Below are 25,568 nucleotides of genomic sequence, written 5' to 3' on the forward strand. Positions count from 1 at the left end.
CCGAAAAGGGCCTGGTGGCGATCGTTATGACGGTCTTAAGGAGGGCATCGGAAGCGATTAAGAACGGACGTCGGCATCGGCCGGCCCGTACCGCTGTCGGTGGCGGATGGCACGATCGGTGCATGACGACGATCGACTGGGACTCCGCCGCCGATTCCTTCGACGAGGAGCCCGACCACGGTCTGCTCGACCCCGTGGTCAGGCACGCCTGGGCGGGGCGGCTGGAGAGCTGGCTGCCCCGGGAGCGCTCCGAGGTGCTCGATCTGGGGTGCGGCACCGGCAGCCTGGCGCTGCTCGTCGCCGGGCAGGGGCACCGGGTCACGGGTGTCGACCGGTCGCCGCGCATGGTGGAGCAGGCGCGCGCCAAGCTGGCCGGGACGGGGACCGAGGTGCATGTCGGGGACGCGGCCCGGCCCCCGGTCGGCAGGCAGCAGTTCGACGTGATCCTGGCCCGGCACGTGGTGTGGCTGCTGCCCGACCCCGCCGAGGCCCTGCGGCACTGGTTCGGCCTGCTGCGGCCCGGTGGAAGGCTGGTGCTGATCGAGGGCGTGTGGAACGGGGTCGGGCTGTCGGCCGGGCAACTGACCGCGCTGCTCGCCCCGTTCACCGAACGCGTCCACCACGAGCGGCTCTCCGGCGACCGCGACCTCTGGGGCAGGGAGGTCGACGACGAGCGCTACGCCCTGGTGGCCCGCGCCGAACCGCCGCGCCGGCACACCGAGGTCGTCGATGTCCATCTGATCCTCCGTCGCGGCTCCGAGGTCCTGCTCGCCCGCCGGGCCGGTACGGGGTACGCGGACGGGCTGCTGCACGCCCCGTCGGGGCACGTCGAGGACGGTGAGGACGTCCGCGAGGGCATGATCCGCGAGGCGGCCGAGGAGATCGGGATCGCCCTCGCCCCGGAGGAGTTGCGCGTGGCCCTGGTCATGCAGCACCGCGCGCCCGCCGGCGCCTCCAGGACCGGCTGGTTCTTCGAGGCCCAGTTCGATCCGGACCGGCCGCCGTACAACCGTGAACCGGACAAGTGCTCGGAGCTCGGCTGGTTCCCGCTGGACGCCCTGCCGGACGACATGGTCGCGTACTGCCGCGCCGGACTCGACGGCTACCGGGCCGGTGAGCACTTCCTGATCCACTGGCACGAGGACGGCGACACCGTCGCGTACGAACCGCACGGGCCCCGGCGCGCGGTCCCGCTGCCGGCCGGCGGGGTCCGTACCGGGCGCGTCCACCACATCGAGCTGTGGGTACCCGATCTGGCGGCGGCCACGGCCGGGTGGGGCTGGCTCCTGGGCGAGCTGGGCCATGTCCCGTACCAGCAGTGGGCGCACGGGCGCAGCTGGCGGCGGGGCGACAGCTATGTGGTCGTCGAGCAGTCGCCCGACCTGGCTCCGGGGGCGCACGAGCGGCGCCGTCCCGGCCTCAACCACCTGGCGTTCCACGTGGCGGACCGGGCCGCTCTGGACGCCCTGGTGGCCCGCGCCCCGGACCACGGCTGGCGGCTCCTCTTCGCGGACCGCCATCCGCACGCCGGCGGAGACGAGCACGTGGCCGCGTACCTGGAGGACGCGGCGGGGTACGAGGTGGAGCTGGTGGTGGGCTGAGGGCCCCGTCGGCCGGGGAGGCAGGCCGGAGGGAGGCCGGGGTCAGCCCAGCAGGCCGGCGAAGCCCTCCGGTGTGCGGGCGAGGCGTTCCAGCTCGTCCAGTGCCTCCACGGCGGCACGTGCCGCCGCCGGGTCGCGTCCGGCGAGCCCGCTCTCCCCGAACTCGTCCTCGTCCAGGCGCAGCACGTCGGAGCGGTCCGCCGACACCCACAGATCGAGATCCAGGTCCTCGACGACCAGCTCACCCTCGCGCAGCACCGCCGGCCGGGTCACATCGCAGTACCAGCCCTTGAGTTCGCCCGCGCCGGTGCGGACCTCCTTCACCGCGAACCAGGCGTCGCGCCAGTAGTGCTCGGTGAGCACATCACCCGGTTCGAACCGGACGAAGCCGAAGTCACGGACGCGCGGGGAGGCCCAGGGGGCCCGAACCGTCACCCGGGTGCCGTCGTCGGCGACCAGACCGGCCGGGTAGCGGATCTTGGTCTTCCCCGCCTTGACCAGGACGACGGTCAGTGCGGCGTCAGCCGGTCCTGCGGACATGACGTACCTCCGTGGCGCAGATCTCGTAGCCGAACCAGCGGTTGACCGCCAGCATCGGGCCGTTGTCGGCGTCGTTGCCGGTGAAGGCGTCGGTGTACCCGGCGGCGCGCGCCCGGTGCAGCGAGTCGTTCTTGGCGAGCTTCGCGAGCCCACGGTTGCGGTGGGCGCGCCGGGTGCCGGTCATCCCCGACCAGTAGCGGTCCACCCCGTCGGTCTCCGCCGCGCTGAACGCCACCACCTCGCCGTCGGCGACCACCACGGAGGTCAGCGCGTGGTCGAGCCCCGGGCTGCGCCAGGTCTCGCGGAGCCACTCCTCGTAGTCCGTCAGCCGCGCCGGTGTGTCGCTGGGCTCGTCGGCCGTGGTCTCGGCGTCCACCTCGAAGAGCGGGCGCGGATCGTCGGCGAAGTCGGCGGCGGTGCGCAGTTCGACACCGGCCGGGAGTTCCTGGCGCGGCGGCAGCGTGCCGCCGGCCAGATCGAGGTGGAGGAAGTGCGCCGGACGGCTCGGCTCGTAGCCGCGCTTCTCGGCGAACGAGCGGTTGCCGGGGGTGTCCAGAACCCAGGTGTAGACCGAGGTCGCACCGGCCAGGGCCAGATACTCCTCGGCCGTGCGCAGCAGCAGGCCGCCCGCTCCCCGGCCGGTCCGCTCCGGATGGGTGTACGGGTTGCAGAAGGACTGTCCGGGCTCGGGGCTCTCATGGGCCAGGCCCACCTGGGCCGTTCCGATGATCTCGCCGTCCTCCTCCGCGACCAGCAACCGGTACCGCTTGGCCGGATGGGCGGAGACCAGTTCGGCGACGACCCGTTCCGCGGTGGTGACCATGAACGGGAGCGCCGCGCGACGCACCCTGACCCAGTCCTCGGCGTCGGCCGGCCGGAAATCGCGCACGATGACAGTCATGGGCCGGACGCTATCCACGACTCGGCCCCGGGCGCCTCCGAATTTCCGGCGGTGGGGGAGAATCGGGCCGTGACCATGAAGATCTCCGTTGACCCGGATGCCGGCATCGCCCCGTACGAGCAGTTGCGTACGCAGATCTCCGAACTGGCCCGCTCCGGCGCGCTGCCGGTCGGGTACAGACTCCCGACCGTACGCGCCTTCGCCGAGGAGCTGGGCCTCGCCGCCAACACGGTTGCCAAGGCGTACCGGGCGCTGGAGGCGGACGGAGTGATCGAGACGCGGGGCCGCAACGGTACGTTCGTGGCCGCCGCGGGGGACGCCGCCGAGCGCAATGCCGCGTCCGCGGCGCGGGAGTACGCGGAGCGGGTGCGGCGGCTGGGGGTGTCGAGGGCCCGGGCTGGGGAGTTGGCGGAGGACGCGGTACGGGCGGTGTACGAGGGGTGAGGCGGGTGGCGTGCGTGGTGCCGTGGTCCGGCGGGACGCTCCGTCCCCGATCGCCGGACGGGCCGAGGAGATGTCCTCGAAGGCCCGCACGGGTCTGACCGTGCGGGCCTGAAGCCGGTCAGAGGTATCAGAGGTATCAGAGGTACAGGCCCGCGTCCGCGCCCGATTCCTGTCTGGGGACCGATGCGGGGCTCGTGCCGCGGCGCAGTGCGTACAGCTCCGCCAGCGTCGTGCCCTCGTGGGCGGCGTCGCGGCCCAGCCCCTCGTCCGTGCCCAGCCAGGCCACCGACTCCTTGCGGGTCAGCGGGCCCACCTCGATCCGGGCCAGGCAGCGGCCGGGCCTGACGACCGCAGGGTGCAGCCGCTCCAGGTCCTCGTTGGTGGTCACCCCCACGAGCACGTTGCGGCCCTGGCCCAGCAGCCCGTCCGTGAGGTTCAGCAGCCGGGACAGCGCCTGGCCGGCCGTGTGCTTGGCCTCGCCGCGGATCAGCTCGTCGCAGTCCTCCAGGAGCAGCAGCCGCCAGCGGCCCTTCGCCGTGCCGTCGTCCTCGCCGATCGCGATGTCCATCAGATAGCCGACGTCGTTGAAGAGCCGCTCGGGGTCGAGCACGCAGTCGACCTGGCACCAGTCCCGCCAGGACCGCGCCAGGGTGCGCAGCGCCGAGGTCTTGCCGGTGCCCGGCGGGCCGTGCAGCAGGAGGAGCCGGCCCGCGATGTCGTCCGGGGTCACCTTCATCAGCCGGTCCATGGCGTCGGCCACCGGCGCGGTGTAGTTGGGGCGGACCTCGTCCCAGGTGCCGGCGGCGATCTGACGCGTCGTGCGGTACGGGCCGCGGCGCGGCGACACGTACCAGAAGCCCATGGTCACGTTGTCCGGCTGGGGTTCGGGCTCGTCCTGGGCGCCTTCCGTGGCCTGGTCCAGGACCTTCTGGGCCAGTTCGGGGGTGGTGGCGGTGACCGTGACGTCGGCGCCGCGGTGCCAGCGGGAGACGAGCAGCGTCCAGCCCTCGCCCTCGGCGAGCGTGGCGCTGCGGTCGTCGTCACGGGCGGCGCGCAGCACCTTGGCTGCCGGGGGCAGCAGCGTCGCCCCGGTCCTGACCCGGTCCAGGGAGGAGCTGTGCGAGTACGGCTGCTCGCCCGTCGCGAAACGGCCGAGGAACAGCGCGTCGACGACGTCGGACGGGGAGTCGCTGTCGTCGACGTTGAGCCGGATCGGCAGTGCTGACTCGGGGTTGGCAGGCATGGCGCACATGATCCGGCACGGGGGCACCCGGCGCACCCGGGTTTCGTCACCTGCCCACCCCGGGCCGGGGTGCGGAGTGACGCCTCCTCAGGGGACGGGCGCGAAAAGGTCATCCGATGGACTTGGCATGCACACTTCCGGAATCACCGCCGCTGCTGCTACCACGTATGTGGCAGAGATCCTGCTGGTCGGTCCAAGGGAGATTTCATGAAAATGTCCAGACTCGTGGCGTTCTCGTCCTCGCTCCTGCTCGGTGCCGTCATCGCCCTGACAGGGGCGGCCACCGCGAACGCCGCTCCGTCCGTCCAGGCCGTCGACTACGTCGCCCTCGGCGACTCCTACTCCTCGGGTGTCGGCTCGGGCAGCTACATCAGCTCCAGTGGGGACTGTAAGCGCAGTACCCTCGCCTACCCCTCGCTCTGGGCGGCGGCCAACTCGCCCGCCTCGTTCGCCTTCACCGCCTGCTCGGGGGCGCGTACCGGCGACGTGACCGCCGGTCAGCTCGGACCGCTCAACTCCTCGACCGACCTCGTCTCCATCTCCATCGGCGGCAATGACGCCGGGTTCTCGGACGTCATGACGACCTGTGTCCTCCAGTCCGAGGCCACCTGTCTCAACCGGATCGCCACCGCGCGCAGTTATGTCGACTCCACGCTGCCCGGAAAGCTCGACTCGGTGTACGGCGCGATCCGCGCCAAGGCGCCGTCCGCCCATGTCGTCGTCCTCGGCTACCCGCGCTTCTACAAGATCGGCGGCAGCTGTGTCGTCGGCCTGAGCGACACGGTGCGCGCCGCCATCAACGGCGCCTCCGACTATCTGAACGCCGCCACCGCCAAGCGCGCCGCTGACCACGGCTTCACCTTCGGTGATGTCGCGGGGAAGTTCACCGGGCACGAGATCTGCTCCGGAAGTGCCTGGCTGCACAGCCTCAACGTGCTCAACATCGGTGAGTCGTACCACCCCTTCGCCGCCGGGCAGTCCGGTGGCTACCTGCCCGTCCTCAACTCGGCCGCCTGACCGTCGCTGGACACCCGGCCCTTGATGATCTGTCCAACTCGCCCTGGAATCGGGCGGATTCGGAGAAGGGTCGTCAACCTCCGTATGTGTGTGCTCAATCCTGTGACCGGGATACACGAGTGTCGCCGCGGGGGGATAGGGTTAACCTGCCCGGGCCGGGTGCCCTCGTACGGGTGGGGAGTGACATGGAACAGATAACGGTGCGCAGCAGGGCGCGAGTGCCTGCTATTACCTGCGGGAGCGGTGCGACGAGTTCGCGCCTCGACCGCCATCTCGCGGTGCTGGGCGGCCCTGTCGTCCCGCAGCGCGAGTCCGCCGAAGCGACGCTGCTGATGCGCGAGCTGACCTCGCGCGACGCCGCGCACACGCGTCGGAGCAAGAGCGCGCGGGTCTCGCTCTTCGCGCCGCTGCGACGGCTGCGACGCTCTCTCTTCGGCAGCCGCCGCTGACCCGACGGCCCGGTCCAGGTATCGCGCTGCTGCCCGCTCTTCCGTCATCCCCGGAGTCGGCAGTGGCGCGTCGCCATGTCCGCGTGAGGCGCCTGCCGTGGCCGTGCTGGTGGTCTGCTCCGCGGTGACGTGGATGTCTAGGTAATTCGGTCCCGAACTACTTCTAGACTGGCCGCATGCCCGAGAAGCGAGCCGCGCGCCTGAGCCCCGACGAGCGAAGGGCGCAGCTGGTATCGATTGGCGTGGACATGCTCGCCGATCGCTCGCTGGACGAGCTCTCCACCGACGATGTGGCACGCCGCGCCGGGATATCCCGTGGCCTGCTCTTCCACTACTTCGACTCCAAGCGCGACTTCTACCGCTCGGTGGTGCGCCGGCAGTGCGACGACTTCGCCGCGGCCACGGAACCGGACCCCTCGCTGGAGCCCGTCCCCTGGCTGCGGTCGTTCATCGCCGGATTCGCGGTGTACGTCACGGAGCACCGCAAGGTCTATCTGGCGCTGGTCCGGGGCGCGGCCGGGAGCCATCCCGCCGTGGAGGAGATCGTCGAGTCCACCCGCGCCACCCTGGCCCGGCGGGTCGAGGAGGGGCAGCGGCGGCTGGGGATGCCGGATTCACCTCGGCTGCTCGTCGCCGCGCGGGCCTGGATGGCCTTCGCCGAGGAGGCCGTCACCAGCTGGCCGCTCGACGAACCGGATGCTCTCGCGGAGCTCGGCGTCTTCCTGGAGTCGAGCTTCGTCCGTCTGCTGGGCGCGCTCGACCAACCCGCCGCACTGCCCGGCTGAGCGCCCTACGCCCCGTCACTCGCCGCCGCGCGCGTACCGCCGTACCGCCAGCGGCACGGCGGCGGCGAGCAGGACCGCCGACCAGAGCAGCGTCCCGGCCACCGGATGGGCGACCGGCCACGCGGCATCGGCGGCCGGTGCGGCGTCGCCGGTCAGATCGCGGACGGCCGCGGCGACTGCGCTGATCGGATTCCACTCCGCGAGCGTGCGCAGCCAGCCCGGCAGATTGCCGGTCGGGATGTACGCGTTGGAGAGCAGCGGCAGGATGAACGTGGACGCGCCCACCTGGCCGGCCGCCTCCTCGTCCCGGATCAGCAGCCCGAGCCAGCAGCCCACCCATGAGGTGGCGAACCGGAACAGCAGCAGCAGTCCGAAAGCCCCCAGTGCGGCGGCCGGACCGCCCTCGACCCGCCAGCCCACCGCGAGACCCACCAGCATCAGCGGGACCAGCCCGACGGCCGTGGTCAGCAGATCGGCCGCGGTCTGTCCGAACGGCACCGCGGAACGGCTCATCGGCAGTGTGCGGAAGCGCTCCATCACGCCCCGGTGGCAGTCCTGGGCGGACTGGAACATCCCGGTCATGATGCCGTTCGCGGCGGTGGCCGCCAGCAGCCCCGGCACCAGGAAGGCGCGGTACTCCTGGCCGGGCACGGCGAGCGCGCTGCCGAAGACGTACCCGAAGAACAGCAGCATCGTGATCGGCATCGTCTGGGTCAGGATCAGTACGCCGGGTGAGGCCTTGATCCGTTGCAGATGGCGGCCCAGGACGGCCAGTCCGTCCGCGACCGGGGTGTTGGCGCTTCTCGCGGTGCCCGGTGCGGGCCGTCCCGTCGTGAGTGTGCCGCCGCTCATGCCGCCATCTCCTTCACCGGTGGGACGTCTGGGCCGGTGCCGCGGCCGGTCAGTCTGAGGAAGACCTCGTCGAGGGTGGGCGGCCGAAGGCTCGCGTCGATGACCGCCGCGCCCGCGGCGTCCAGTTCGCGCACGATCCGGGGCAGGGTGAGCGTGGGGTCGGAGGCGACGACGCCCACCGTGCGGCGGTCGTGGTCCAGGACCGGTTCGGCGCCCGTCAGCCGGTCCAGGACGGCGGCGGCCGGGGCGAGTGCCGACGGATGGCCGACGACCACCTCGGCGTAGCTGCCGATCTGCGCCTTGAGTTCGGCGGGGGTGCCCCGGTGGGCCGCCCGGCCGCTGTCGACGAGCACGATGTCGTCCGCCAGCTGGTCGGCCTCCTCCAGGTACTGCGTCGTGAGCAGGACGGTCGTGCCGCTGTCCGCCAGCTCCCGTACCGCGGACCAGATCTGGTTGCGGCTGTGCGGGTCGAGGCCGGTGGTCGGCTCGTCCAGGAACAGCACCTGCGGCCGGGCCAGCAGACTGGCAGCGAGGTCCAGCCGGCGCCGCATGCCGCCGGAGTAGGTGCGGGCCGGCCGGTCGGCCGCGTCCGCCAGCTCGAAGCGTTCGAGGAGTTCCTCGGTCCGGCCGCGCACCGCCTCGCCGCGGAACTTGAGCAGTCTGGCGAAGAGCCGCAGATTCTGCCGTCCGGACAGCTCGCCGTCGACCGAGGCGCTCTGCCCGGTGACGCCGATCGCCGCCCGCACCGCAGCGGCCCCGCGCACCACGTCGTGCCCGGCGACCCGCGCGCTGCCGCCGTCGGGCGCGGTCAACGTGGTGAGCACCCGGACGGCGGTGGTCTTGCCGGCTCCGTTGGGACCCAGTACTCCGCAGACGGTGCCTTCGGCCACGGCCAGATCGAGGCCGCGCAGTGCCCGCACCTCGCCATAGCGCTTTTCCAGACCTTCACTAAGTACAGCGTACGTAGTTTTCATATCGCAACCGTACCGCACTACGTACGGCGTACGTAACTACCATGGTGGTCGAGGTGATGATCAATGGTGGGGCGACCCGCTGTACCCGAAGTGATCTGGGCGCGTCCCGAGCGGGCGGGCCGCGGGCCCCGGCCCGCGTTCAGCCGTGCGGACATCGCGGCGGCCGCCGTGCGCATCGCGGACGCCGAGGGCCTGGACGCGGTGTCGATGCGGAAGGTGGCGGCCGAGCTGGGCTGCGGCACGATGTCGCTGTACAACTACGTGCCCCGCAAGGAGGACCTGCACGAGCTGATGCTCGACGCGGTCAGCGGCGGCTACGAGTACCCGGATCCCTCCGGTGACTGGCGCGCCGACCTCATCGTCCTCGCGCACCAGGCCCGGGAGATGATGCACCGCCACACCTGGGTGCCCCGGCTGATGTCGCCCGTGTACGGATTCAGCCCGAACGCCCTGCGCTACCTGGAGTACACGCTGAGCCTGCTGGACGGGATCGACGCCCGGTTCGGCGAGAAGATGGAACTCATCGCCATGGTCAACGGCGTGGTCACCACCTACGTTTCCAACGAGATCGCCACGGCGGAGCGCAGCCGCTCGCTGCCCTGGACCGAGGAGCAGGAGCAGGCCGCCCGCACCGGCTATCTGATCAGCCAGATCGCCACCGGGAAGTATCCGCGGATGGCGGCGGGTTTCGCCGAGGACCCCGGTCCGATCGACCTGGACGGGGTCTTCGACCGGGCCCTCACCCGGGTGCTGGACTCCTTCGACCGCGGCTGACGGACGGCTGTCCCGTCACAGCAGCGCGAACTGGCCGTCCGGGCCCTCCTCCTGGTGGTCGAGCACGGAGGCCGGCCGCCGGACCGCCGCCGCCACCGGCAGCACGCCCGCCGCACGCAGCTCATCCGTGCCGATCCAGGGGCCGTGGGCCAGTTCGTCCTGCCGGGGCCGCAGTTCGGCGAGCAGGGCGAGCAGTGTGATCAGTTCCAGCAGCTCGGACGTCCACTCCTGCGGCCAGGCCCGCGGCCTTACGGCATCGAGTCCCTCCGCCCCGTCCGCCGCCGTACGCCGCTCGAACCACAGCTCCAGAATCCGTACGTCCCCCACCCGGAACTCCCACGCCCCTTCGGGCACCGGGGAGATGCGGCCCGTGCCGAGGGTCAGCACCTGTTCCCCGGGGTCGTACGTCAGGGCCGGCGGAACGGGCGGCACCGCGGCCCGCACGTAGGGGCGGCGCCCGCCGGGCAGCCGCGGCCGCTCCCCGCCGCGGGCCCCGCGCAGCTGGAGCCGCAGCAGCTCCTGCCCGAGCTCCACCCCCGCCGCCCAGTGGGCCGGCTCGGCGGGCAGCGGCACCACACAGCCGGCCGGTGAGTGACGGGCCGCCGCGAGTATCCACGCGAGTACGGACTCCGCGGAGACCCCGTCCCCGTGCCGGTCGCGCAGCAGGGCGAGCAGCCCGGGTGCCAGATTGGGTTCGAGGCCGCCGGGACGCCGGTAGAGGGGGCGGATCCGGCCGGGGCGGCCCGCGGGGGAGTGGCCGTCGGGCAGCAGCGCGGTCACGGACAGGGCGGGGCCGGTGTCCTGGGGAACGCGGCCGTGCTCGACGGCGAAGATCTGGTGCCCGTCGGCGACCCGCCACAGTTCGGGCCTGGCGGCGTCGATCAGCCGGTGGTCGGGAAGCAGCCACTGCTCGTCGAACGGACCGTGCAGGATCCGTACCGGCTCGGGGCAGGGGCCCGGGTCACGCGCGAACCGGCCGGTCCCGGCGGTCTGTCCGGGCAGCGCTGCCACCGGAGTCCGCGGAGTGCGCGAACGGGTGGGGCCGAACAGCCGCTCACGCTCGGCGTCCCCGGCCCGTACGAGGCGCTCCCAGCGGGCCCTGAGCGACGCCGCGTCCGGCGCCGTCACCCAGGGGCGTCCGGTCCGCAACGGCCGTACGGACCAGGGCATCAGGTCGTCGAGGAGCGGGCCGTCCGGGCTCGCGCCGGAGCCGGCCGCCGGGTCTGCCACCGTGTCGTCCTCCCCGTCGCCACGTCTGCCGCCTTCCTTGGCATCGTAACGGCGCCGCGGGAACCGGCGTCAGGGCGCCTTCGCACACGGGCCGCGACGGGCGGCACCGACGTGGTGTCAGTGCGCCTCCACCGTGACCGAGAAGGAGAACCGGTCGCCCCGGTAGTGGATCTGCGCCACATCGACCACCCGGCCGCTCTCCTCGTACGTCACGCCCGTGTAGTACAGGATCGGGCTGAGCAGCGGGACCCGCAGCAGTCCGGCGGTGACCGGGTCGGCGAGCCGGGCCTCGACCGTGTCGGTGATCCTCGCGATCCGGACGCCGACGCGGTCGCGCAGCACCTTGGTCATCGGCCAGCGCTCCAGGTCGGCCGGATCGAGCCCGGCCGCGACCTCCGGATGGATCCAGTTCCGGGCCCAGTTGGTGGGCTCGCCGCTGTCCTCCTCGGACCGCAGCCGCCGGTAGCCGACGACCTCCGCGCAGCCGGGGAAGAACTCCGCGACATCGCCGGGGACGGGGGCCGGGCCGTGATCGAGGAGTGTGGTCCGCTCGCCCGACTGCTGGGCGACGATCGCGTCGATCGAGCCCATCAGCCGGACCGGCGAAACCCGGCGGGCGCGCGGCTCGATGAACGTGCCGCGCCGTCGGTGCCGGCTGATCAGCCCCTCCGTCTCCAGCTCCTTGAGCGCCTGGCGCATGGTCAGCACGCTGACGCCGTAGTGCGCGGCGAGCTGTTCCTCGGTCGGCAGCCGCAGGGTGGCGTCCGGGGTGCGGCCGAGTATCGAGGCCCGCAACGACTGCGAGACCTGGTACCACAGGGGCAGCTTGCGGTTCAGGACCAGTGAGTCGGGCGCGAAGGCGGCCCCCTGGGGCGCGGGGGGCTTCGGAGGGGGCTGCGGCACCTGGTCACCTGCATTCGTCGTCACTGGCACGGGGGTCCCGCCGCTACGGCCTGAAGTTGCGGCTCAGACCCTGCCACACGTCGTCGTAGCCGCGCTGGAGGTGTCCGGCGCCCGCCGCCTGACCAGTGGCGGTCACGGGCCAGCGGGTCTCGAACATGAAGGCCAGACCGTCGTCGATCCTCTGCGGCTTCAGCTCCGCCGCGCTCGCCCGGTCGAAGGTCTCCCGGTCCGGGCCGTGTGCCGACATCATGTTGTGCAGCGAGCCGCCGCCGGGCACGAAGCCCCCCTTGCCGGCCGTCTTCGCGTCGTACGCGCCCTCGATCAGGCCCATGTACTCGCTCATCACGTTGCGATGGAAGTACGGCGGCCGGAAGGTGTCCTCGCCGACCAGCCAGCGCGGCGCGAACACCACGAAGTCGACCCCGGCCAGACCGGGGGTGTCCGACGGCGAGGTCAGCACCGTGAAGATCGACGGGTCCGGGTGGTCGTAGCTGATCGAGCCCATGACGTTGAAGCGGTGCAGGTCGTAGACGTACGGGGTGTGGTTGCCGTGCCAGGCGACCACATCGAGCGGGGAGTGGTCGTACGTCGCCGACCAGAGGTTGCCGCAGAACTTGTTGACCACCTCGACCGGGCGCTCGACGTCCTCGAACGCGGCCACCGGGGCGAGGAAGTCCCGCGCGTTGGCCAGGCCGTTGGCACCGATCGGGCCCAGCTCGGGGAGGACGAAGGGCTGTCCGTAGTTCTCGCAGACGTACCCGCGGGCGGTCGTGTCGAGCAGCTCGACCCGGAAGCGGACACCGCGCGGGATCAGCGCGACATGGCCCGGCTCGGCGCGCAGCAGGCCCAGTTCGGTCCGGATCAGCAGTCCGCCGTGCTCGGGGACGATCAGCAGCTCGCCGTCGCTGTCGCTGAACACCCGGTCCTTCATGGCGGAGTCGGCGTGGTAGAGGTGCACGGCCATGCCGGTGCGCTGCCCGGCGTCACCGTTGCCGCCCAGCGTCCACAGGCCGGACAGGAAGTCCGTACCGGGGGCCGGCTCCGGGAGCGGATCCCAGCGCAGCCGGTTGGGATCGGGCACGGATTCGGTGAACGGCGCTGTGCGGACGGCCCCGTTGTCGATCCGGACGAAGGGCGGGTGGGCGGCGGAGGGGCGGATCCGGTAGAGCCACGAGCGGCGGTTGTGGGCGCGCGGTTCGGTGAAGGCGGAGCCGCTCAACTGCTCCGCGTAGAGCCCCAGGGGCGCGCGCTGCGGCGAGTTGCGGCCGTGCGGCAGCGCCCCGGGCACCGCCTCCGAGCTGTGTTCATTTCCGAAACCGGCGGAATGCTCCAGCCCCTCCGCCGTCTTCCTCGCCTGCTCGATGCCGCTCATGTGCGCTCCAGGTGCCGAAGGAATCCTATGGGTAACCGTAGGAATCAAAGGAGGGCGAGTCAACGGCATTCGTGGTGCATGGGGGGTTGTATAAGTTGAACAATGCTCTACTCTCCGCCGGTAGGACGTCGACGCGGTCACGGCGCCGGGCAGGAACATCGCGATCCTGCCCGGCCGCTACGAGGAGGGGCCTCGCTGCCGGCCCCGGCGGGGGAGTGGGCACGGCCGTCGGTGTCGTCGCCGCCCACGACCGCTCCGCACGGCTCTTCCCGCCCGGACGTGCGACGGCCGGCCGGCTCCCGCTGCCGGTCCTGATGGTCGCGTACACCATCGGCGGGCTGTCCCTGCTCATCGCCCGAGACCCGCGCGCACCTTTATGCCGGGCGGAGGAGGCCCACGGCATCATGGAGTCCGTGCCCCATGCGAACACGAACCTCCGTCGCGCCCCCGTGCAGCAGCGCAGCGCCGAGCGCCTCGCCCGGATACTCGACGCCTGTGCCGAACTCCTCGACGAGACCGGCTACGAGCAGCTCTCGACCAGGGCCGTGGCCGTGCGCGCCGAGGTCCCCATCGGCTCCGTCTACCGGTTCTTCTCCAACAAGCGCGCCCTGGCCGATGCCCTGGCCCGCCGCAACCTGGACAGTTACGCCGAGCGCATCACCGCCCGGCTGGCCACCATCCCGGCCACCGACTGGCGCCGCGCCATCGACGCCGTGCTCGACGAGTACCTGGCGATGAAGCGCTCGGTCCCGGGCTTCGCGCTCGTCGACTTCGGCGCACCGGCCCCCGACGAGGACCCGGCCGACGACGCCAACCACCGGGTCGCGAGCCGGCTCACCGACCTCCTCGCCGGGCACCTGGGCCGCGCATCCGACGCGGACCTGCTGCGCACGATCCTGGTCTGCGTGGAGGCCACCGACGCCCTGCTCAAGCTCGCCTTCCGCACCGACCCGTCCGGCGACCGGGCGATCGTCGCCGAGACCCGGGTGCTGCTGCGGTCCTACCTCGCCCGAGTGCTGGACTGAGGCGACCGCGCACACCGTGAGTGGAGGGGCGGCAGCGTGAGCGGACGGGCAGCAAGGTGAGTGGACGGGCAGCAAGGTGAGTGGACGGGCAGCAAGGTGAGTGGACGGGCGGCAACCTCCTCGCCGCAACACCTCCCCGGCATGCGTACCGGTCGGTATGCTCGGCCGTGCTTGCCCGCGCGCCCGCGTACCCGCGCCATCGATGCCGCCGCCCCGGGGAGGGCCCATGTCGCACGACCCCAGCAGTACCCGCACCGCCCTGCGCGTCTGCCCCCTCTGCGAAGCCACCTGCGGGCTCAGCCTCACCATCGAGGGGACCGCGGTCACCGGGGCCCGCGGGGACCGCGACGACGTGTTCAGCCATGGCTTCATCTGTCCCAAGGGCGCGTCCATCGGCGGACTCGACGCCGACCCGGACCGGCTGCGCACCCCGCTCGTCCGCAAGGACGGAGTCCTGACGGAGACGAGCTGGAGCGAGGCGTTCGACACGATCGCGCGTGCCCTGCCCGCCGTCACGCAGGAGCACGGCCCGCACTCCGTCGGTGTCGTGCTCGGCAATCCCAATGTGCACACCATGGCCGGCGCCCTCTATCCGTCCGCCCTGCTCGCCGCTCTGCGGACCCGCGCCCTGTTCACCGCGAGCACCCTGGACCAGATGCCCAAGCACGTGTCCAGCGGGCTCCTCTTCGGTGACCCGAACACGATCGCCGTGCCCGACCTGGACCGCACCGGTCATCTGCTGCTGCTCGGCGCCAACCCGCTCGAATCCAACGGCAGTCTCTGCACCGCACCCGACTTCCCCGGAAAACTCAAGGCGCTGCGCCGCCGCGGCGGCAGCCTCACCGTCGTCGACCCGCGCCGCACCCGTACCGCGCGCCTCGCCGACCGGCACGTCGCCATCCGCCCGGGAACCGACGCGCTCCTGCTCGCCGCCCTCACCCACGTACTGTTCGAGGAGAAGCTGACCGACCCCGGAGCGCTCGCGGACCACGTGCAGGGCATCGAGGAAGTCGCCGACGCCGTACGGGACTTCTCGCCGGAAGCGGTGGCCGGAGCCTGCGACGTGGAGGCCGGCACCATCCGCGCGATCGCCCGTGAGCTCGCGGCCGCCCCCACCGCCGCCGTCTACGGCCGTATCGGCAGCTGCACCGTCGAACACGGCACCCTCGCCAGCTGGCTCGTCGACGTCCTCAACATCCTCACCGGCAACCTCGACCGCCCCGGTGGCGCCCTCTTCCCGCTCTCCGCCACCGCCCGCGCGCCGCGGCCCGCGGCGCCCGGCAAGGGTTTCGCCCTCGGGCGCTGGGCGAGCCGGGTCTCCGGACACCCCGAGGCCAAGGGTGAACTGCCCATCTCCGCACTGGCCGAGGAGATCGTGACACCGGGCGAGGGGCGGATCCGCGCACTGATCGTCCTGGCCGCCAACCCCGTGCTGTCGGCACCCGACGGCGACCGGCTCGACCGGGCCCTGTCCGACGGGCTGGACTTCATGGTGAGCGTCGACCCGTACCTCAACGAGACCTCGCGCCACGCCGATGTGGTGCTTCCCCCTCCGCCGCCCTCACAGAGCGCCCACTTCGACTTCGCGTTCAACGCCCTCGCCGTCCGCAACCAGGTCCGCTACACCCGGCCCGCAGTGCCCCTGGACGCGGACCGGATGGACGAGAGCGAGATCCTCGCCCGGCTCGTCCTCGCCGCCTCCGGAGCGCACGGGACGGAGCCGGGCGCGGTGGACGCCATGGTCATCGAGCGGGCCCTGGGCAAGGCGGTCGCCGACCCGCACTCATCCGTGCACGGCCGGGACCCCGCCGGGATCGCCGCCGCGCTCACCGGCCGCACCGGACCGGAACGCCGGCTCGACCTCATGCTGCGCCTCGGCCCGTACGGCGACGGCTTCGGCGCCGACCCCGAGGGCCTCACCCTGGAACGGCTGCTCGCGCATCCGCACGGCATCGACCTCGGCCCGCTCACCCCGCGCGTCCCGCAGGTCCTCACCACCCCCAGCGGGCGCATCGAGCTGTTCCCCGCACCCATAGCCGCCGACCTGCCCAGGCTGCGCCGCGCCCTCGCCGGGCGCAGGGACCCCGAGGCGCTCGTCCTCATCGGCCGCCGCCATCTGCGGTCCAACAACAGCTGGATGCACAACGTGGCGGCGCTCAGCGGCGGTTCCAACGTCTGCACCCTTCAGATGCACCCCGATGACGCGGCCCGTCTCGGGCTGGCGGACGGCGCCACCGCTACGGTGACGGCGGACGGCGGTGAGCTGAGCGCCCCCGTCGAGATCACCGACGGCGTGCGGACCGGAGTGGTGAGCCTTCCGCACGGCTGGGGGCACAGCCGTCCCGGCACCCGGATGTCGGTCGCCGCGGCGCAGCCCGGCGTCAACGTCAATCAACTGCTCGACGGCACCCGGCTCGACCCGCTCTCCGGCACCGCCGTACTCAACGGGATCCCCGTCACCGTGGCACCCACGTCTTGACCTGGGGTTTTGCTCGTATTGCTCGCATGTCAACGCCTTGTTAACGCCTCATGGCGCGCCCTAACGTCGTCCGAACCGCCGGCTCCGGTGGCAGTTCAAGGGTGAACGTTAGGTATCCACATGCTGACAATCCTCGGCTTTGCCATGATCACGACCTTCCTGGCCCTGATCATGATGAAGAAGATGTCGCCGATCGCGGCGCTCGTCCTGATCCCCGCACTGTTCTGCGTGGCCGTGGGGCAGGGTGCGAAGCTCGGCGACTACGTCATCGACGGCGTCGGCAACCTCGCCCCGACCGCCGCCATGCTGATGTTCGCGATCGTCTACTTCGGCGTGATGATCGACGTCGGGCTCTTCGATCCGGTCGTCCGGGGCATCCTGCGCTTCTGCAGGGCGGACCCGATGCGGATCGTCGTCGGGACGGCGGTTCTCGCCGCGATCGTCTCGCTGGACGGTGACGGCTCCACCACCTTCATGATCACCGTCTCGGCGCTGTACCCGCTCTACAAGCGGCTGGGGATGAGCCTGGTCGTGATGACCGGCGTCGCCGCCACGGCCAACGGGGTCATGAACACGCTGCCCTGGGGCGGCCCCACCGCCCGTGCCGCGACCGCCCTGAAGCTGGACGCGAGCGACATCTTCGTCCCGATGATCCCCGCGCTCGCCGTCGGGCTGCTCGCCGTGCTCCTGCTGGCCGTCGTCCTGGGCCGGCGCGAGCGCAGGCGACTGGGCACCCTCACCCTCGACGAGGCACTGGTGGCCGACCCGGAGACGGTCCTCGTCGCCGCGGGCGGTGGCGACGACCGCGTCCGCAAGGCCTCAGGCGGAGCCGGTACCGGCGACGGCGCGGCCCCCGGCGACGGCGCGGCCCCCGGCGACGGCGCGGCCCCCGGCGCCGGAGCGGCCGACGACGGTGGCTTCAAGGGCCTCGACCCGCACCGTGCCACCCTGCGGCCGAGGCTCTACTGGTTCAACGCCGCGCTCACCGTCGTCCTGCTCGCCGCGATGATCATGGAGCTGATGCCGATCCCGGTGCTCTTCCTCCTCGGCGCGGCCCTCGCCCTCACCGTCAACTTCCCCCACATGCCGGACCAGCGGGCCAGGATCGCCGCCCACGCCGACAACGTCCTCAACGTCTCCGGCATGGTCTTCGCCGCCGCGGTCTTCACGGGTGTGCTGTCCGGCACCGGCATGGTCGACCACATGGCCGCCTGGCTGGTCGGCGCGATCCCCGACGCCATGGGGCCGCACATGGCTCTCGTCACCGGCGTTCTGAGCATCCCGCTCACCTACTTCATGTCCAACGACGGCTTCTACTTCGGCGTCGTGCCGGTACTCGCCGAGGCGGGTGCGGCGCACGGGGTCTCCCCGCTGGAGATCGCCCGTGCCTCGCTGGCCGGCCAGCCCCTGCACATGTCGTCCCCGCTGGTGCCCGCCGTCTACGTGCTGGTCGGCATGGCCGGGGTCGAGTTCGGCGACCACACCCGGTTCACCGTCAAGTGGGCGGCGATCACCTCCGTGGTGGTGCTCGGCGCCGCACTCCTCTTCGGGATCATCTGACCCGGGCCGGCCGTCACGGAGCTGGCCGTCACGGGGCCGGTCGTCACGGGGCCGGTCGTCACCGGGCCGGCGTCACCGGGCCCGCCCGCCCGGTCGCCCGGTCCTGCCCGAACCGGAATCCCACCTGGCACTTCCGGCCCGGGAGACCTCGGTACCGCTCAACCTTTGCGCGAGTCATTCCCTCACCCCGCGTAGTGGGTTAATTTCAGGCCACTGCCGCTCCCCACCGCTCCACCATCATCCTCCCGGGCGGAACCACATGACTCGCGCCATCACTCTGAACAATGTCAGCAAGGCGTACGGGCGGTCCTCGCGTGCCGTCGACCGTCTCTCGCTCTCCATCGACCCCGGCGAGTTCGTCGTCCTGCTGGGCCCATCGGGATGCGGCAAGTCGACCGTGCTCCGCATGATCGCCGGACTCGAGGACGTCACCGATGGCGAGGTGCTGCTCGACGGCGAGCCGGCCAACCACCTCACCCCCCGCGAACGCGAAATGGCCATGGTCTTCCAGAACTTCGCGCTCTACCCGACCATGACCAACCGTGCCAACATCGGCTTCCCGCTGAAGCTGGAGAACCGCCGGCTCGACCACAGCGAGCGCATCGAGAACACCGCCCGGATGCTCGGGATCGAGAGCGTCCTGGACCGCTTCCCCGGCCAGCTCTCCGGCGGCGAGCGCCAACGGGTGGCGATGGGCCGGGCCATCTCCCGCCAGCCCTCCGCGTTCCTTATGGACGAGCCGCTCTCGAACCTCGACGCGAAGCTCCGCAACCATCTGCGCGCCGAGATATCCCAGCTGACCAAGGAACTCGGTGTCACCACGGTCTATGTGACACACGATCAGGCCGAGGCGATGTCGCTGGGGCACCGCGTCGCCGTGATGCGGGGAGGGGTCCTCCAGCAGGTCAGCCCGCCGCGCGAGGTGTACGCCCTGCCGGAGAACGTGTTCGTCGCCGCGTTCATCGGCACCCCGCGGATCAATCTGCTGCAGGCCGTCGTCCACGCGCCGCTGGAGGGGCGGATGTCGATCGATCTCGGCCGCCAGCGCCTCCCACTGCCCGAACCCCTCAGCCCCGACCACCAGTTGCTGCGCATCCAGCAGGGCCGCCGCATCATCGTGGGACTGCGCTCGGAGGCGGTCCGGATCGCCCCGCCGAGCCAGGCCCGCCCCGGAGAGGTCGCGCTCAGCGGCATCGTGGAGCACGTCGAGTACCAGGGGCACGAGGCGCTGGTCCATCTCAACACCGGCTCGCAGCCCGCCGTGGTGCCGGATCTGGAATCGCCCCGGCCGGAGCGCGGCACCCCGCGAAGGCGCCGCAGCGCAGAGGGCGGGGTCGGTGTGCTGGAACGGCTCAAGGAGCGTGCAACCGCCCACATCAGCGGCCCCGGCGTCGCCCTGGACGAACCGTCGTCCGAGGCCGCCTTCGCGCCGGGCACGCGCAGCCCCGACCGCCCCGCGGTCATGGCCAGCGACCTCGTGGTGCGCACCGGGCCCGACATGCGGCTGCGCACCGGGGGTCAGGTCCCGCTCCTGGTGGATCTGGCCCACCTCTACGTCTTCGACCACCAGGGCCGCCGGATCTGCCCGCTGCCGAAGGACGTACCGGGCCTGGACATGTAGGGGACGGGCGGCCGCCCCGGGGCCCGGCCGGCGGATGCCGTCGCCGGGCCCCGGGGCGATTCGGCACCTGGCCGCCCGGGCGGATGCGGGGGGAGTGGTCCGCCTCGGCCGGGCGATCTCCGTGACCGGCGTGACCGGCGTCTCTGGCGTCTGAAAACTAACAGCGCTAGTTTGGGGCGCGGACGACCACGTCCTTCACCGCGTCCGGGAGGAACAGCCATGAAGGCCCATGACGGCATGTACATCGGCGGCGCATGGCGGCCCGCCGCGGGAACGGACACGATCGCGGTCGTGAACCCGGCCGATGAGCAGGTCATCGCCCACGTCCCCGCCGGAACGTCGGCCGACGTCGACGAGGCGGTACGGGCCGCGCGGGCCGCGTTCCCCGGCTGGGCCGCGACCCCGCCCGCCGAGCGCGCCGCCCTCATCGGCGCGCTGCGCGATGTCCTGGCAGCGCGCAACGACGAGATCGCCGAGACGGTGACGGCGGAACTCGGTTCACCGCTGCCCATGTCGCAGGCCGTGCACGCGGGCGTCCCGGTACTGGTGGCCGGCTCGTACGCCGAACTCGCCGCGACGTACGCCTTCGAGGAGCGGCACGGCAACTCCACCGTGCTGCTGGAGCCCGTCGGCGTGGTCGGTGCGATCACCCCGTGGAACTACCCGCTGCACCAGATCGTCGCCAAGGTCGCTCCCGCGCTCGCCGCGGGCTGCACCGTCGTGCTCAAGCCGGCCGAGGACACCCCGCTCACCGCACAGCTCTTCGCCGAGGCCACCGAGGAGGCCGGGCTGCCCGCCGGGGTCTTCAACCTCGTCACCGGTCTCGGCCCGGTCGCCGGACAGGCCCTCGCCGCGCACGAGGACGTGGACCTGGTCTCCTTCACGGGCTCCACCGCCGTCGGCCGGCGGATCGGTGCCACCGCGGGCGGCGCCGTCAAGCGTGTCGCCCTGGAGCTCGGCGGCAAGTCCGCCAACGTCATCCTGCCCGGCGCCGATCTGGCCAAGGCGGTCAACGTCGGCATCGCCAACGTGATGTCCAACTCCGGCCAGACGTGCAGCGCCTGGACCCGGATGCTGGTGGATGCCGAGCGGTACGAGGAGGCCGTCGCGCTCGCCACCGCGGCCGTCGCGAAGTACGTGCCTGGGGAGCGGGTCGGCCCGCTCGTCAACGCCAAGCAGCAGGCCCGGGTGCGCGGTTACATCGAGAAGGGCGTCGAGGAGGGCGCCCGCGTCGTCGTCGGCGGCCCCGAAGCGCCGCTCGCCACGGGGTACTACGTCAGCCCCACGGTGTTCGCCGACGTCACCCCGGAGATGACCATCGCCCAGGAGGAGATCTTCGGCCCGGTCGTCTCGATCCTGAAGTACGAGGACGAGGAAGACGCCCTCCGGATCGCCAACGGCACCGTGTACGGGCTGGCCGGCGCCGTCTGGGCGGCCGACGACGCGGAGGCCGTCGCCTTCGCCCGCCGGATGGACACCGGGCAGGTCGACATCAACGGCGGCCGCTTCAACCCGCTGGCCCCCTTCGGCGGCTACAAGCAGTCCGGCATCGGCCGCGAACTCGGTACACACGGTCTCGCCGAGTATCTGCAGACCAAGTCCCTCCAGTTCTGAGCCGGTTCCCCCGAACCCGCTGCCGGCATCCCGGCTCCCGTCAACCGTTTCCCCTCTGCAAGGAGTCAGTCCGTGGTCCGCGCCGCCGTACTGTCCGCCGTCGGAGCTCCGCTGGAGATCACCGACATCGCGCTCCCGGAGCCCGGCCCGGGCCAGGTTCGCGTCCGTCTCGCAGCGGCCGGGGTCTGTCACTCCGACCTCTCGCTGTCCAACGGCACGATGCGGGTCCCCGTGCCCGCCGTCCTCGGTCACGAGGGCGCGGGCACCGTCGTCTCCGTGGGGCATGACGTCGGACATGTCGCCCCCGGTGACGCGGTGGTGCTCAACTGGGCGCCGTCCTGCGGGAACTGCCACCACTGCGGGATCGGCGAGGTCTGGCTCTGCGCCAACGCCCTGGCCGGGGCGTCGAACATCCACGCCCGCACGGCCGACGGCACCGAACTGCACCCCGGGCTGAACGTCGCCGCGTTCGCGCAGGAGACCGTCGTCGCCGCGAACTGCGTACTGCCCGCCCCGGACGGCATCCCGCTCACCGACGCGGCCCTGCTCGGCTGCGCCGTGCTGACCGGCTACGGCGCGGTGCACCACAGCGCACGGGTCCGTGACGGCGAGTCCGTCGTCGTGTTCGGCGTCGGCGGCGTCGGCCTCGCGGTGCTCCAGTCCGCCCGGATCGCGGGCGCCTCGAAGATCATCGCGGTGGACGTCTCCCCGGAGAAGGAGGAGCTGGCCCGGCGGGCGGGCGCCACCGACTACGTCATCGCCTCCGCCACCACACCCCGCGAGATCCGCGGGCTCACCGCGGGCCAGGGCGCGGACGTCGCGGTCGAGTGCGTCGGCCGCGCCACCACCGTCCGGGCCGCCTGGGAGTCCACCCGCAGGGGCGGCCGCACCACCGTCGTCGGTATCGGCGGCAAGGACCAGGAGGTGACCTTCAACGCCCTGGAGATCTTCCACTGGGGCCGGTCCCTGACGGGTTGCGTGTACGGGAACAGCGATCCGGCGCGCGATCTGCCGGTACTGGCCGAGCACATCCTGGCGGGTCGTTTCGACCTCTCGATGATGGTCACCGAGCGGATCGCGCTGGACGGCATCCCGGCGGCCTTCGACAACATGCTCGCAGGCAAGGGCGGCCGGGCCCTGGTGGTCTTCTAGCCGGGCCCCGGCGGTCTTCTAGGGGGCGTCCGGCGCTGCTCCGGCCACCGGCAGGTCCGCCGCTCGGCCCTCCGGCCCATGAGAGGGCTCCGCCACGGGCCGGACCGGGCTGTCCCGCGGCGGAGCGGTCCGCGTACGCAGCCGGGAGACCGCCACCCCGGCCAGGCAGAGCAGCCCGCCGCCGACGGTGAGCGGCGCGGGCACCTCGTCCAGCAGCAGCCACGACATCAGCACCACCAGGGCGGGCACCGCGTAGGTGGTGGCGCCCATCCGGCCGGCGGTGGTGCGGGCGAGCGCGTAGGCCCAGGTGGTGAAGGCCAGTGCGGTCGGGAAGAGGCCCAGGTAGACCATGTTCAGCGTCGCGGACACGGGCGCGCCGGCCGCCTCGGAGACCAGCGCCCCGGAGAACGGCAGACACGCCACCGCGCCGACCAGGCAGCCGAACGTGGTGATCTGCAGGGCCGAGCCGTGCCGCAGCGCGGGCTTCTGCCCGACCACTCCGCCCGCGTACGCCGCGGCCGCCAGCAGGCAGAGCAGCACACCCAGGACGGAGGAGCCCCCCTTCCCCGACATGGACAGGCCCACGACCACGGCGCCCGCGAAGGAGACGGCCATGCCCAGCAGCAGCCTGCGCGGCAGCCCCTCGCCGAGCAGCCGGGCGCCGAGCAGCGCGATCAGGAGGGGTCCGATGTTCACCACCATGGCGGCCGTCCCCGCGTCCACCTGCTGCTCGCCCCAGTTGAGCACCACCATGTACAGGCCGAACCAGAGAAGTCCGGAGGTGATGATGCCCGGCCAGGCCGCGCGCGACGGCATTCCCTCGCGCCGTACGAGCAGGAGGGCGCCCAGCGCCAGGGAACCGGTCAGCAGCCGCCCGAGGGCCAGCGCGCCGGGGGAGTAGGCCTCGCCCGCGCTGCGGATGGAGACAAAGGCGGAGGCCCACAGCACCACGGTGGTGCAGGCCGCGGCGGTGGCCGGCCAGTCGCGGGGCGCCGCGTCGGTGCCGCCCGGGGCGGATGTCGTCGTCATGGGGCCGACGCTATGCGGTGGACGCTTCGGCACCCAACGAATTGTCACGGGCCGCCGCGGACCGTCAGGCGCTCTCCGGGGCAGCCGAGGTGCGGGCCGGCCGGCCCGTCCGCACCGGTGGCAGTTGCTCGTACTGCATGACGAGCCCGTCGACCAGGGCCCGCAGCCCGGTCTCGAAGGCGCCCTCGTCGACCTGCTGGCGCCGGTCGGCCAGCAGATGGGCCTGGCCGAGGTGCGGGTAGTCGGCGGGGTCGTACGCCGTCTCGTCGTCCACGAAGCCCCGGGCGAAGGAGCCGAGTGCCGAGCCGGTGATGAAGTAGCGCATCAGCGCGCCGATGTACGTGGCCTGGGCGGGCGGCCAGCCCGCGCGGACCATGGCGCCGAAGACGGCGTCCGCGACCCGCAGCCCGGCCGGGCGGCGGCCTGGGCCCTGGGCGAGCACCGGGACGATGTGCGGGTGCTCGGTGAGCGCCGCACGGTAGGAGACGGCCCAGTCGTGCAGGGCGGCGCGCCAGTCGCGGTCGTCGGACTCCTCGAACATCGACAGGTCGACCTGCGCGGAGACGGCGTCGGCGACCGCGTCGAGGATCTCGTCCTTGTTGCGGAAGTGGTTGTAGAGCGACGGCCCGCTGACCCCGAGCTCGGCCGCCAGCCGCCGGGTCGAGACGGCATCGAGCCCCTCGGCGTCCACGAGGGCGCTCGCCGTCGCGACGATGCGGTCTCTGCTGAGGAGGGGCTTGCGCGGGCGGGCCATGCGGCACATAGTAGGGCCCAGCCATTAAACTAGCAGTGCTAATTAAAACCGGAGGGCCGAACGATGAACCTGGAGCTCAGCGAGGAGCAGGAGGCCGTCCGGCAGCTCGCCAAGGACTTCGTCGCCCGTGACATCGCGCCGCACGTCGTCGAGTGGGACCGGTCGGAGAACGTCGACAAGTCGATCGTGAAGAAGCTGGGTTCCCTCGGCTTCCTCGGGCTGACCGTGTCGGAGGAGTACGGCGGCTCGGGCGGCGACCACCTCGCGTACTGCCTGGTGACCGAGGAGCTCGGCCGCGGTGACTCCTCGGTGCGAGGCATCGTCTCCGTCTCCCTCGGGCTGGTCGCCAAGACCATCGCCGCCTGGGGCGACGAGGAGCAGAAGCGGCAGTGGCTGCCCCGGCTCACCGCCGGTGACGCGGTCGGCTGCTTCGGCCTCACCGAACCCGGCACCGGTTCCGACGCCGGGAACCTCACGACGAAGGCCGTCCGGGACGGTGGTGACTACGTCATCAACGGCTCCAAGATGTTCATCACCAACGGCACCTGGGCCGATGTGGTGCTGCTCTTCGCCCGTACCAACGACACCCCTGGCCCCAAGGGCATCTCCGCCTTCCTGGTCCCCACCGACACTCCCGGCCTGACCCGCCGCACCATCCACGGCAAGCTCGGCCTGCGCGGCCAGGCGACCGCCGAGGTGGTCCTGGAGGACGTCCGGGTCCCCGCGACCACCCTCATGGGCCCCGAGGGCAAGGGCTTCTCGATCGCCATGTCCGCCCTCGCCAAGGGGCGGATGTCGGTGGCGGCCGGCTGTGTCGGCATCGCGCAGGCGGCCCTGGACGCAGCCGTCGGGTACGCGGGTGAGCGCGAGCAGTTCGGCAGGCCCATCGCGGGCTACCAGCTCGTCCAGGAGCTCATCAGCGACATCTCCGTGGACGTCGACGCCGCCCGGCTGCTGACCTGGCGGGTGGCGGACCTGATCGACCGCGGCCAGGAGTTCGCCACCGCCGCCTCCAAGGCCAAGCTCTTCGCCTCCGAGGCCGCCGTGCGAGCCGCCAACAACGCCCTCCAGGTGTTCGGCGGCTACGGCTACATCGATGAGTACCCGGTCGGCAAGCTGCTCCGCGACGCCCGGGTGATGACGCTGTACGAGGGCACCAGCCAGATCCAGAAACTGATCATCGGCCGGGCGCTCACGGGCGTCTCCGCCTTCTGAGGCCGCCGCCCGCCCGGACGGGCGTCTGAGTACG

23 protein-coding genes are annotated in these 25,568 nt (G+C 72.1%); 13 read left to right on the forward strand and 10 right to left on the reverse strand.

Translation table 11 applies throughout. The annotated features are described in order from the left end of the window. The first annotated feature begins 122 nt into the window (after positions 1–122). Complete coding sequence (locus tag ACFVJX_RS29645; RefSeq protein WP_384128117.1) at positions 123–1,601, forward strand: trifunctional class I SAM-dependent methyltransferase/NUDIX hydrolase/VOC family protein; 1,479 nt, start codon at positions 123–125, stop codon at positions 1,599–1,601. A 42-nt stretch (positions 1,602–1,643) separates the two neighbouring features. On the opposite strand, the gene ACFVJX_RS29650 is transcribed toward ACFVJX_RS29645, so the two are convergent. Then, entirely contained in the window at positions 1,644–2,141 is a 498-nt protein-coding gene (locus ACFVJX_RS29650) for a DUF402 domain-containing protein (protein ID WP_384128119.1), read from the reverse strand. Then, a complete protein-coding gene (locus ACFVJX_RS29655; protein WP_384128121.1) occupies positions 2,122–3,042 on the reverse strand; it encodes a GNAT family N-acetyltransferase in 921 nt (306 codons plus the stop codon). Before ACFVJX_RS29655 ends, ACFVJX_RS29650 begins: the two co-directional genes overlap by 20 nt. Positions 3,043–3,111: 69 nt before the next feature. On the opposite strand from ACFVJX_RS29655, the gene ACFVJX_RS29660 reads away from it, so the two are divergent. Beyond that, the gene (locus tag ACFVJX_RS29660) at positions 3,112–3,486 is read left to right on the forward strand and encodes a GntR family transcriptional regulator (RefSeq protein ID WP_384128123.1); all 375 of its coding nucleotides are present in this window, start codon (positions 3,112–3,114) and stop codon (positions 3,484–3,486) included. A 136-nt stretch (positions 3,487–3,622) separates the two neighbouring features. Here the strand turns inward: ACFVJX_RS29660 and ACFVJX_RS29665 are convergent, their stop codons facing one another. Then, on the reverse strand, positions 3,623–4,738 hold the full coding sequence (locus tag ACFVJX_RS29665) for a DUF5925 domain-containing protein (protein ID WP_384128125.1): 1,116 nt from the start codon (positions 4,736–4,738) through the stop codon (positions 3,623–3,625). Between the two features lie 198 nt (positions 4,739–4,936). Here ACFVJX_RS29665 and ACFVJX_RS29670 point away from each other — a divergent pair, with 198 nt between their 5' ends. The 3 genes from ACFVJX_RS29670 to ACFVJX_RS29680 all read left to right on the forward strand — a co-directional run bounded on the left by ACFVJX_RS29670 (position 4,937) and on the right by ACFVJX_RS29680 (position 6,980). Next, positions 4,937–5,746 carry an SGNH/GDSL hydrolase family protein gene (locus ACFVJX_RS29670; protein WP_384128127.1) on the forward strand — a complete coding sequence of 270 codons (810 nt, stop codon included), beginning with the start codon at positions 4,937–4,939 and terminating at the stop codon, positions 5,744–5,746. 185 nt (positions 5,747–5,931) lie between these two features. After that, entirely contained in the window at positions 5,932–6,195 is a 264-nt protein-coding gene (locus ACFVJX_RS29675; protein WP_384128129.1) for a hypothetical protein, read from the forward strand. 176 nt (positions 6,196–6,371) lie between these two features. Then, complete coding sequence (locus ACFVJX_RS29680; protein WP_384128131.1) at positions 6,372–6,980, forward strand: TetR/AcrR family transcriptional regulator; 609 nt, start codon at positions 6,372–6,374, stop codon at positions 6,978–6,980. 15 nt (positions 6,981–6,995) lie between these two features. Here ACFVJX_RS29680 and ACFVJX_RS29685 read toward each other — a convergent pair whose 3' ends face one another. Next, positions 6,996–7,832, reverse strand: coding sequence for an ABC transporter permease (locus tag ACFVJX_RS29685; RefSeq protein WP_384128133.1), 837 nt, complete (start codon positions 7,830–7,832; stop codon positions 6,996–6,998). Then, positions 7,829–8,806, reverse strand: a complete 978-nt coding sequence (locus ACFVJX_RS29690; RefSeq protein ID WP_384128135.1) for an ATP-binding cassette domain-containing protein — start codon at positions 8,804–8,806, stop codon at positions 7,829–7,831. The genes ACFVJX_RS29685 and ACFVJX_RS29690 overlap by 4 nt, the downstream gene beginning before the upstream one ends. A gap of 63 nt (positions 8,807–8,869) precedes the next feature. On the opposite strand from ACFVJX_RS29690, the gene ACFVJX_RS29695 reads away from it, so the two are divergent. Further along, entirely contained in the window at positions 8,870–9,580 is a 711-nt protein-coding gene (locus tag ACFVJX_RS29695; RefSeq protein WP_384128136.1) for a TetR/AcrR family transcriptional regulator C-terminal domain-containing protein, read from the forward strand. Between the two features lie 15 nt (positions 9,581–9,595). On the opposite strand, the gene ACFVJX_RS29700 is transcribed toward ACFVJX_RS29695, so the two are convergent. From ACFVJX_RS29700 to hmgA, 3 genes are all read right to left on the reverse strand, one after another. After that, positions 9,596–10,750 (reverse strand): type ISP restriction/modification enzyme, encoded by a 1,155-nt coding sequence (locus ACFVJX_RS29700; protein ID WP_384128250.1) that lies wholly within the window; start codon positions 10,748–10,750, stop codon positions 9,596–9,598. A gap of 177 nt (positions 10,751–10,927) precedes the next feature. Next, complete coding sequence (locus ACFVJX_RS29705) at positions 10,928–11,713, reverse strand: GntR family transcriptional regulator (protein ID WP_384128138.1); 786 nt, start codon at positions 11,711–11,713, stop codon at positions 10,928–10,930. Positions 11,714–11,756: 43 nt separating this feature from the next. Further along, positions 11,757–13,085 (reverse strand): homogentisate 1,2-dioxygenase, encoded by a 1,329-nt coding sequence (gene hmgA / locus ACFVJX_RS29710; protein ID WP_384128140.1) that lies wholly within the window; start codon positions 13,083–13,085, stop codon positions 11,757–11,759. 404 nt (positions 13,086–13,489) lie between these two features. On the opposite strand from hmgA, the gene ACFVJX_RS29715 reads away from it, so the two are divergent. The 6 genes from ACFVJX_RS29715 (at position 13,490) to ACFVJX_RS29740 (ending at position 22,536) form a co-directional block, all read left to right on the forward strand. After that, positions 13,490–14,110 carry a TetR family transcriptional regulator gene (locus ACFVJX_RS29715; RefSeq protein ID WP_384128252.1) on the forward strand — a complete coding sequence of 207 codons (621 nt, stop codon included), beginning with the start codon at positions 13,490–13,492 and terminating at the stop codon, positions 14,108–14,110. A 226-nt stretch (positions 14,111–14,336) separates the two neighbouring features. Next, on the forward strand, positions 14,337–16,589 hold the full coding sequence (locus tag ACFVJX_RS29720; RefSeq protein ID WP_384128142.1) for a molybdopterin oxidoreductase family protein: 2,253 nt from the start codon (positions 14,337–14,339) through the stop codon (positions 16,587–16,589). A 120-nt stretch (positions 16,590–16,709) separates the two neighbouring features. Continuing rightward, positions 16,710–18,149 (forward strand): CitMHS family transporter, encoded by a 1,440-nt coding sequence (locus ACFVJX_RS29725; protein WP_384128144.1) that lies wholly within the window; start codon positions 16,710–16,712, stop codon positions 18,147–18,149. Between the two features lie 259 nt (positions 18,150–18,408). Then, positions 18,409–19,770, forward strand: coding sequence for an ABC transporter ATP-binding protein (locus ACFVJX_RS29730; RefSeq protein WP_384128145.1), 1,362 nt, complete (start codon positions 18,409–18,411; stop codon positions 19,768–19,770). A gap of 219 nt (positions 19,771–19,989) precedes the next feature. Next, positions 19,990–21,384 carry an aldehyde dehydrogenase family protein gene (locus tag ACFVJX_RS29735; protein ID WP_384128147.1) on the forward strand — a complete coding sequence of 465 codons (1,395 nt, stop codon included), beginning with the start codon at positions 19,990–19,992 and terminating at the stop codon, positions 21,382–21,384. Between the two features lie 72 nt (positions 21,385–21,456). Further along, a complete protein-coding gene (locus ACFVJX_RS29740; protein WP_384128149.1) occupies positions 21,457–22,536 on the forward strand; it encodes a zinc-binding dehydrogenase in 1,080 nt (359 codons plus the stop codon). 18 nt (positions 22,537–22,554) lie between these two features. Here the strand turns inward: ACFVJX_RS29740 and ACFVJX_RS29745 are convergent, their stop codons facing one another. Together ACFVJX_RS29745 and ACFVJX_RS29750 are read right to left on the reverse strand one after the other, a co-directional pair. Further along, a complete protein-coding gene (locus ACFVJX_RS29745) occupies positions 22,555–23,565 on the reverse strand; it encodes a DMT family transporter (protein WP_384128151.1) in 1,011 nt (336 codons plus the stop codon). Positions 23,566–23,629: 64 nt separating this feature from the next. Beyond that, positions 23,630–24,319 (reverse strand): TetR/AcrR family transcriptional regulator, encoded by a 690-nt coding sequence (locus ACFVJX_RS29750; protein ID WP_384128153.1) that lies wholly within the window; start codon positions 24,317–24,319, stop codon positions 23,630–23,632. 63 nt (positions 24,320–24,382) lie between these two features. On the opposite strand from ACFVJX_RS29750, the gene ACFVJX_RS29755 reads away from it, so the two are divergent. Continuing rightward, complete coding sequence (locus tag ACFVJX_RS29755; RefSeq protein WP_384128155.1) at positions 24,383–25,534, forward strand: acyl-CoA dehydrogenase family protein; 1,152 nt, start codon at positions 24,383–24,385, stop codon at positions 25,532–25,534. The last annotated feature ends 34 nt before the right edge of the window (positions 25,535–25,568 follow it).

Origin of the sequence: Streptomyces sp. NPDC127177 (assembly GCF_042672475.1) — a bacterium.
Taxonomy (GTDB): domain Bacteria; phylum Actinomycetota; class Actinomycetes; order Streptomycetales; family Streptomycetaceae; genus Streptomyces.

Bases quoted from the DNA above. Each gene is read 5' to 3' on its own strand.
- ACFVJX_RS29735 (WP_384128147.1), top strand. From the start codon at position 19,990: ATGAAGGCCCATGACGGCATGTACATCGGCGGCGCATGGCGGCCCGCC.
- ACFVJX_RS29690 (WP_384128135.1), bottom strand. From the start codon at position 8,806: ATGAAAACTACGTACGCTGTACTTAGTGAAGGTCTGGAAAAGCGCTAT.
- ACFVJX_RS29680 (WP_384128131.1), top strand. From the start codon at position 6,372: ATGCCCGAGAAGCGAGCCGCGCGCCTGAGCCCCGACGAGCGAAGGGCG.
- ACFVJX_RS29650 (WP_384128119.1), bottom strand. From the start codon at position 2,141: ATGTCCGCAGGACCGGCTGACGCCGCACTGACCGTCGTCCTGGTCAAG.
- ACFVJX_RS29745 (WP_384128151.1), bottom strand. From the start codon at position 23,565: ATGACGACGACATCCGCCCCGGGCGGCACCGACGCGGCGCCCCGCGAC.
- ACFVJX_RS29675 (WP_384128129.1), top strand. From the start codon at position 5,932: ATGGAACAGATAACGGTGCGCAGCAGGGCGCGAGTGCCTGCTATTACC.
- ACFVJX_RS29725 (WP_384128144.1), top strand. From the start codon at position 16,710: ATGCTGACAATCCTCGGCTTTGCCATGATCACGACCTTCCTGGCCCTG.
- ACFVJX_RS29750 (WP_384128153.1), bottom strand. From the start codon at position 24,319: ATGGCCCGCCCGCGCAAGCCCCTCCTCAGCAGAGACCGCATCGTCGCG.
- ACFVJX_RS29665 (WP_384128125.1), bottom strand. From the start codon at position 4,738: ATGTGCGCCATGCCTGCCAACCCCGAGTCAGCACTGCCGATCCGGCTC.
- ACFVJX_RS29670 (WP_384128127.1), top strand. From the start codon at position 4,937: ATGAAAATGTCCAGACTCGTGGCGTTCTCGTCCTCGCTCCTGCTCGGT.
- ACFVJX_RS29730 (WP_384128145.1), top strand. From the start codon at position 18,409: ATGACTCGCGCCATCACTCTGAACAATGTCAGCAAGGCGTACGGGCGG.
- ACFVJX_RS29720 (WP_384128142.1), top strand. From the start codon at position 14,337: ATGTCGCACGACCCCAGCAGTACCCGCACCGCCCTGCGCGTCTGCCCC.
- hmgA (WP_384128140.1), bottom strand. From the start codon at position 13,085: ATGAGCGGCATCGAGCAGGCGAGGAAGACGGCGGAGGGGCTGGAGCAT.
- ACFVJX_RS29755 (WP_384128155.1), top strand. From the start codon at position 24,383: ATGAACCTGGAGCTCAGCGAGGAGCAGGAGGCCGTCCGGCAGCTCGCC.
- ACFVJX_RS29695 (WP_384128136.1), top strand. From the start codon at position 8,870: ATGGTGGGGCGACCCGCTGTACCCGAAGTGATCTGGGCGCGTCCCGAG.
- ACFVJX_RS29645 (WP_384128117.1), top strand. From the start codon at position 123: ATGACGACGATCGACTGGGACTCCGCCGCCGATTCCTTCGACGAGGAG.
- ACFVJX_RS29685 (WP_384128133.1), bottom strand. From the start codon at position 7,832: ATGAGCGGCGGCACACTCACGACGGGACGGCCCGCACCGGGCACCGCG.
- ACFVJX_RS29655 (WP_384128121.1), bottom strand. From the start codon at position 3,042: ATGACTGTCATCGTGCGCGATTTCCGGCCGGCCGACGCCGAGGACTGG.
- ACFVJX_RS29715 (WP_384128252.1), top strand. From the start codon at position 13,490: ATGGAGTCCGTGCCCCATGCGAACACGAACCTCCGTCGCGCCCCCGTG.
- ACFVJX_RS29700 (WP_384128250.1), bottom strand. From the start codon at position 10,750: ATGCCCTGGTCCGTACGGCCGTTGCGGACCGGACGCCCCTGGGTGACG.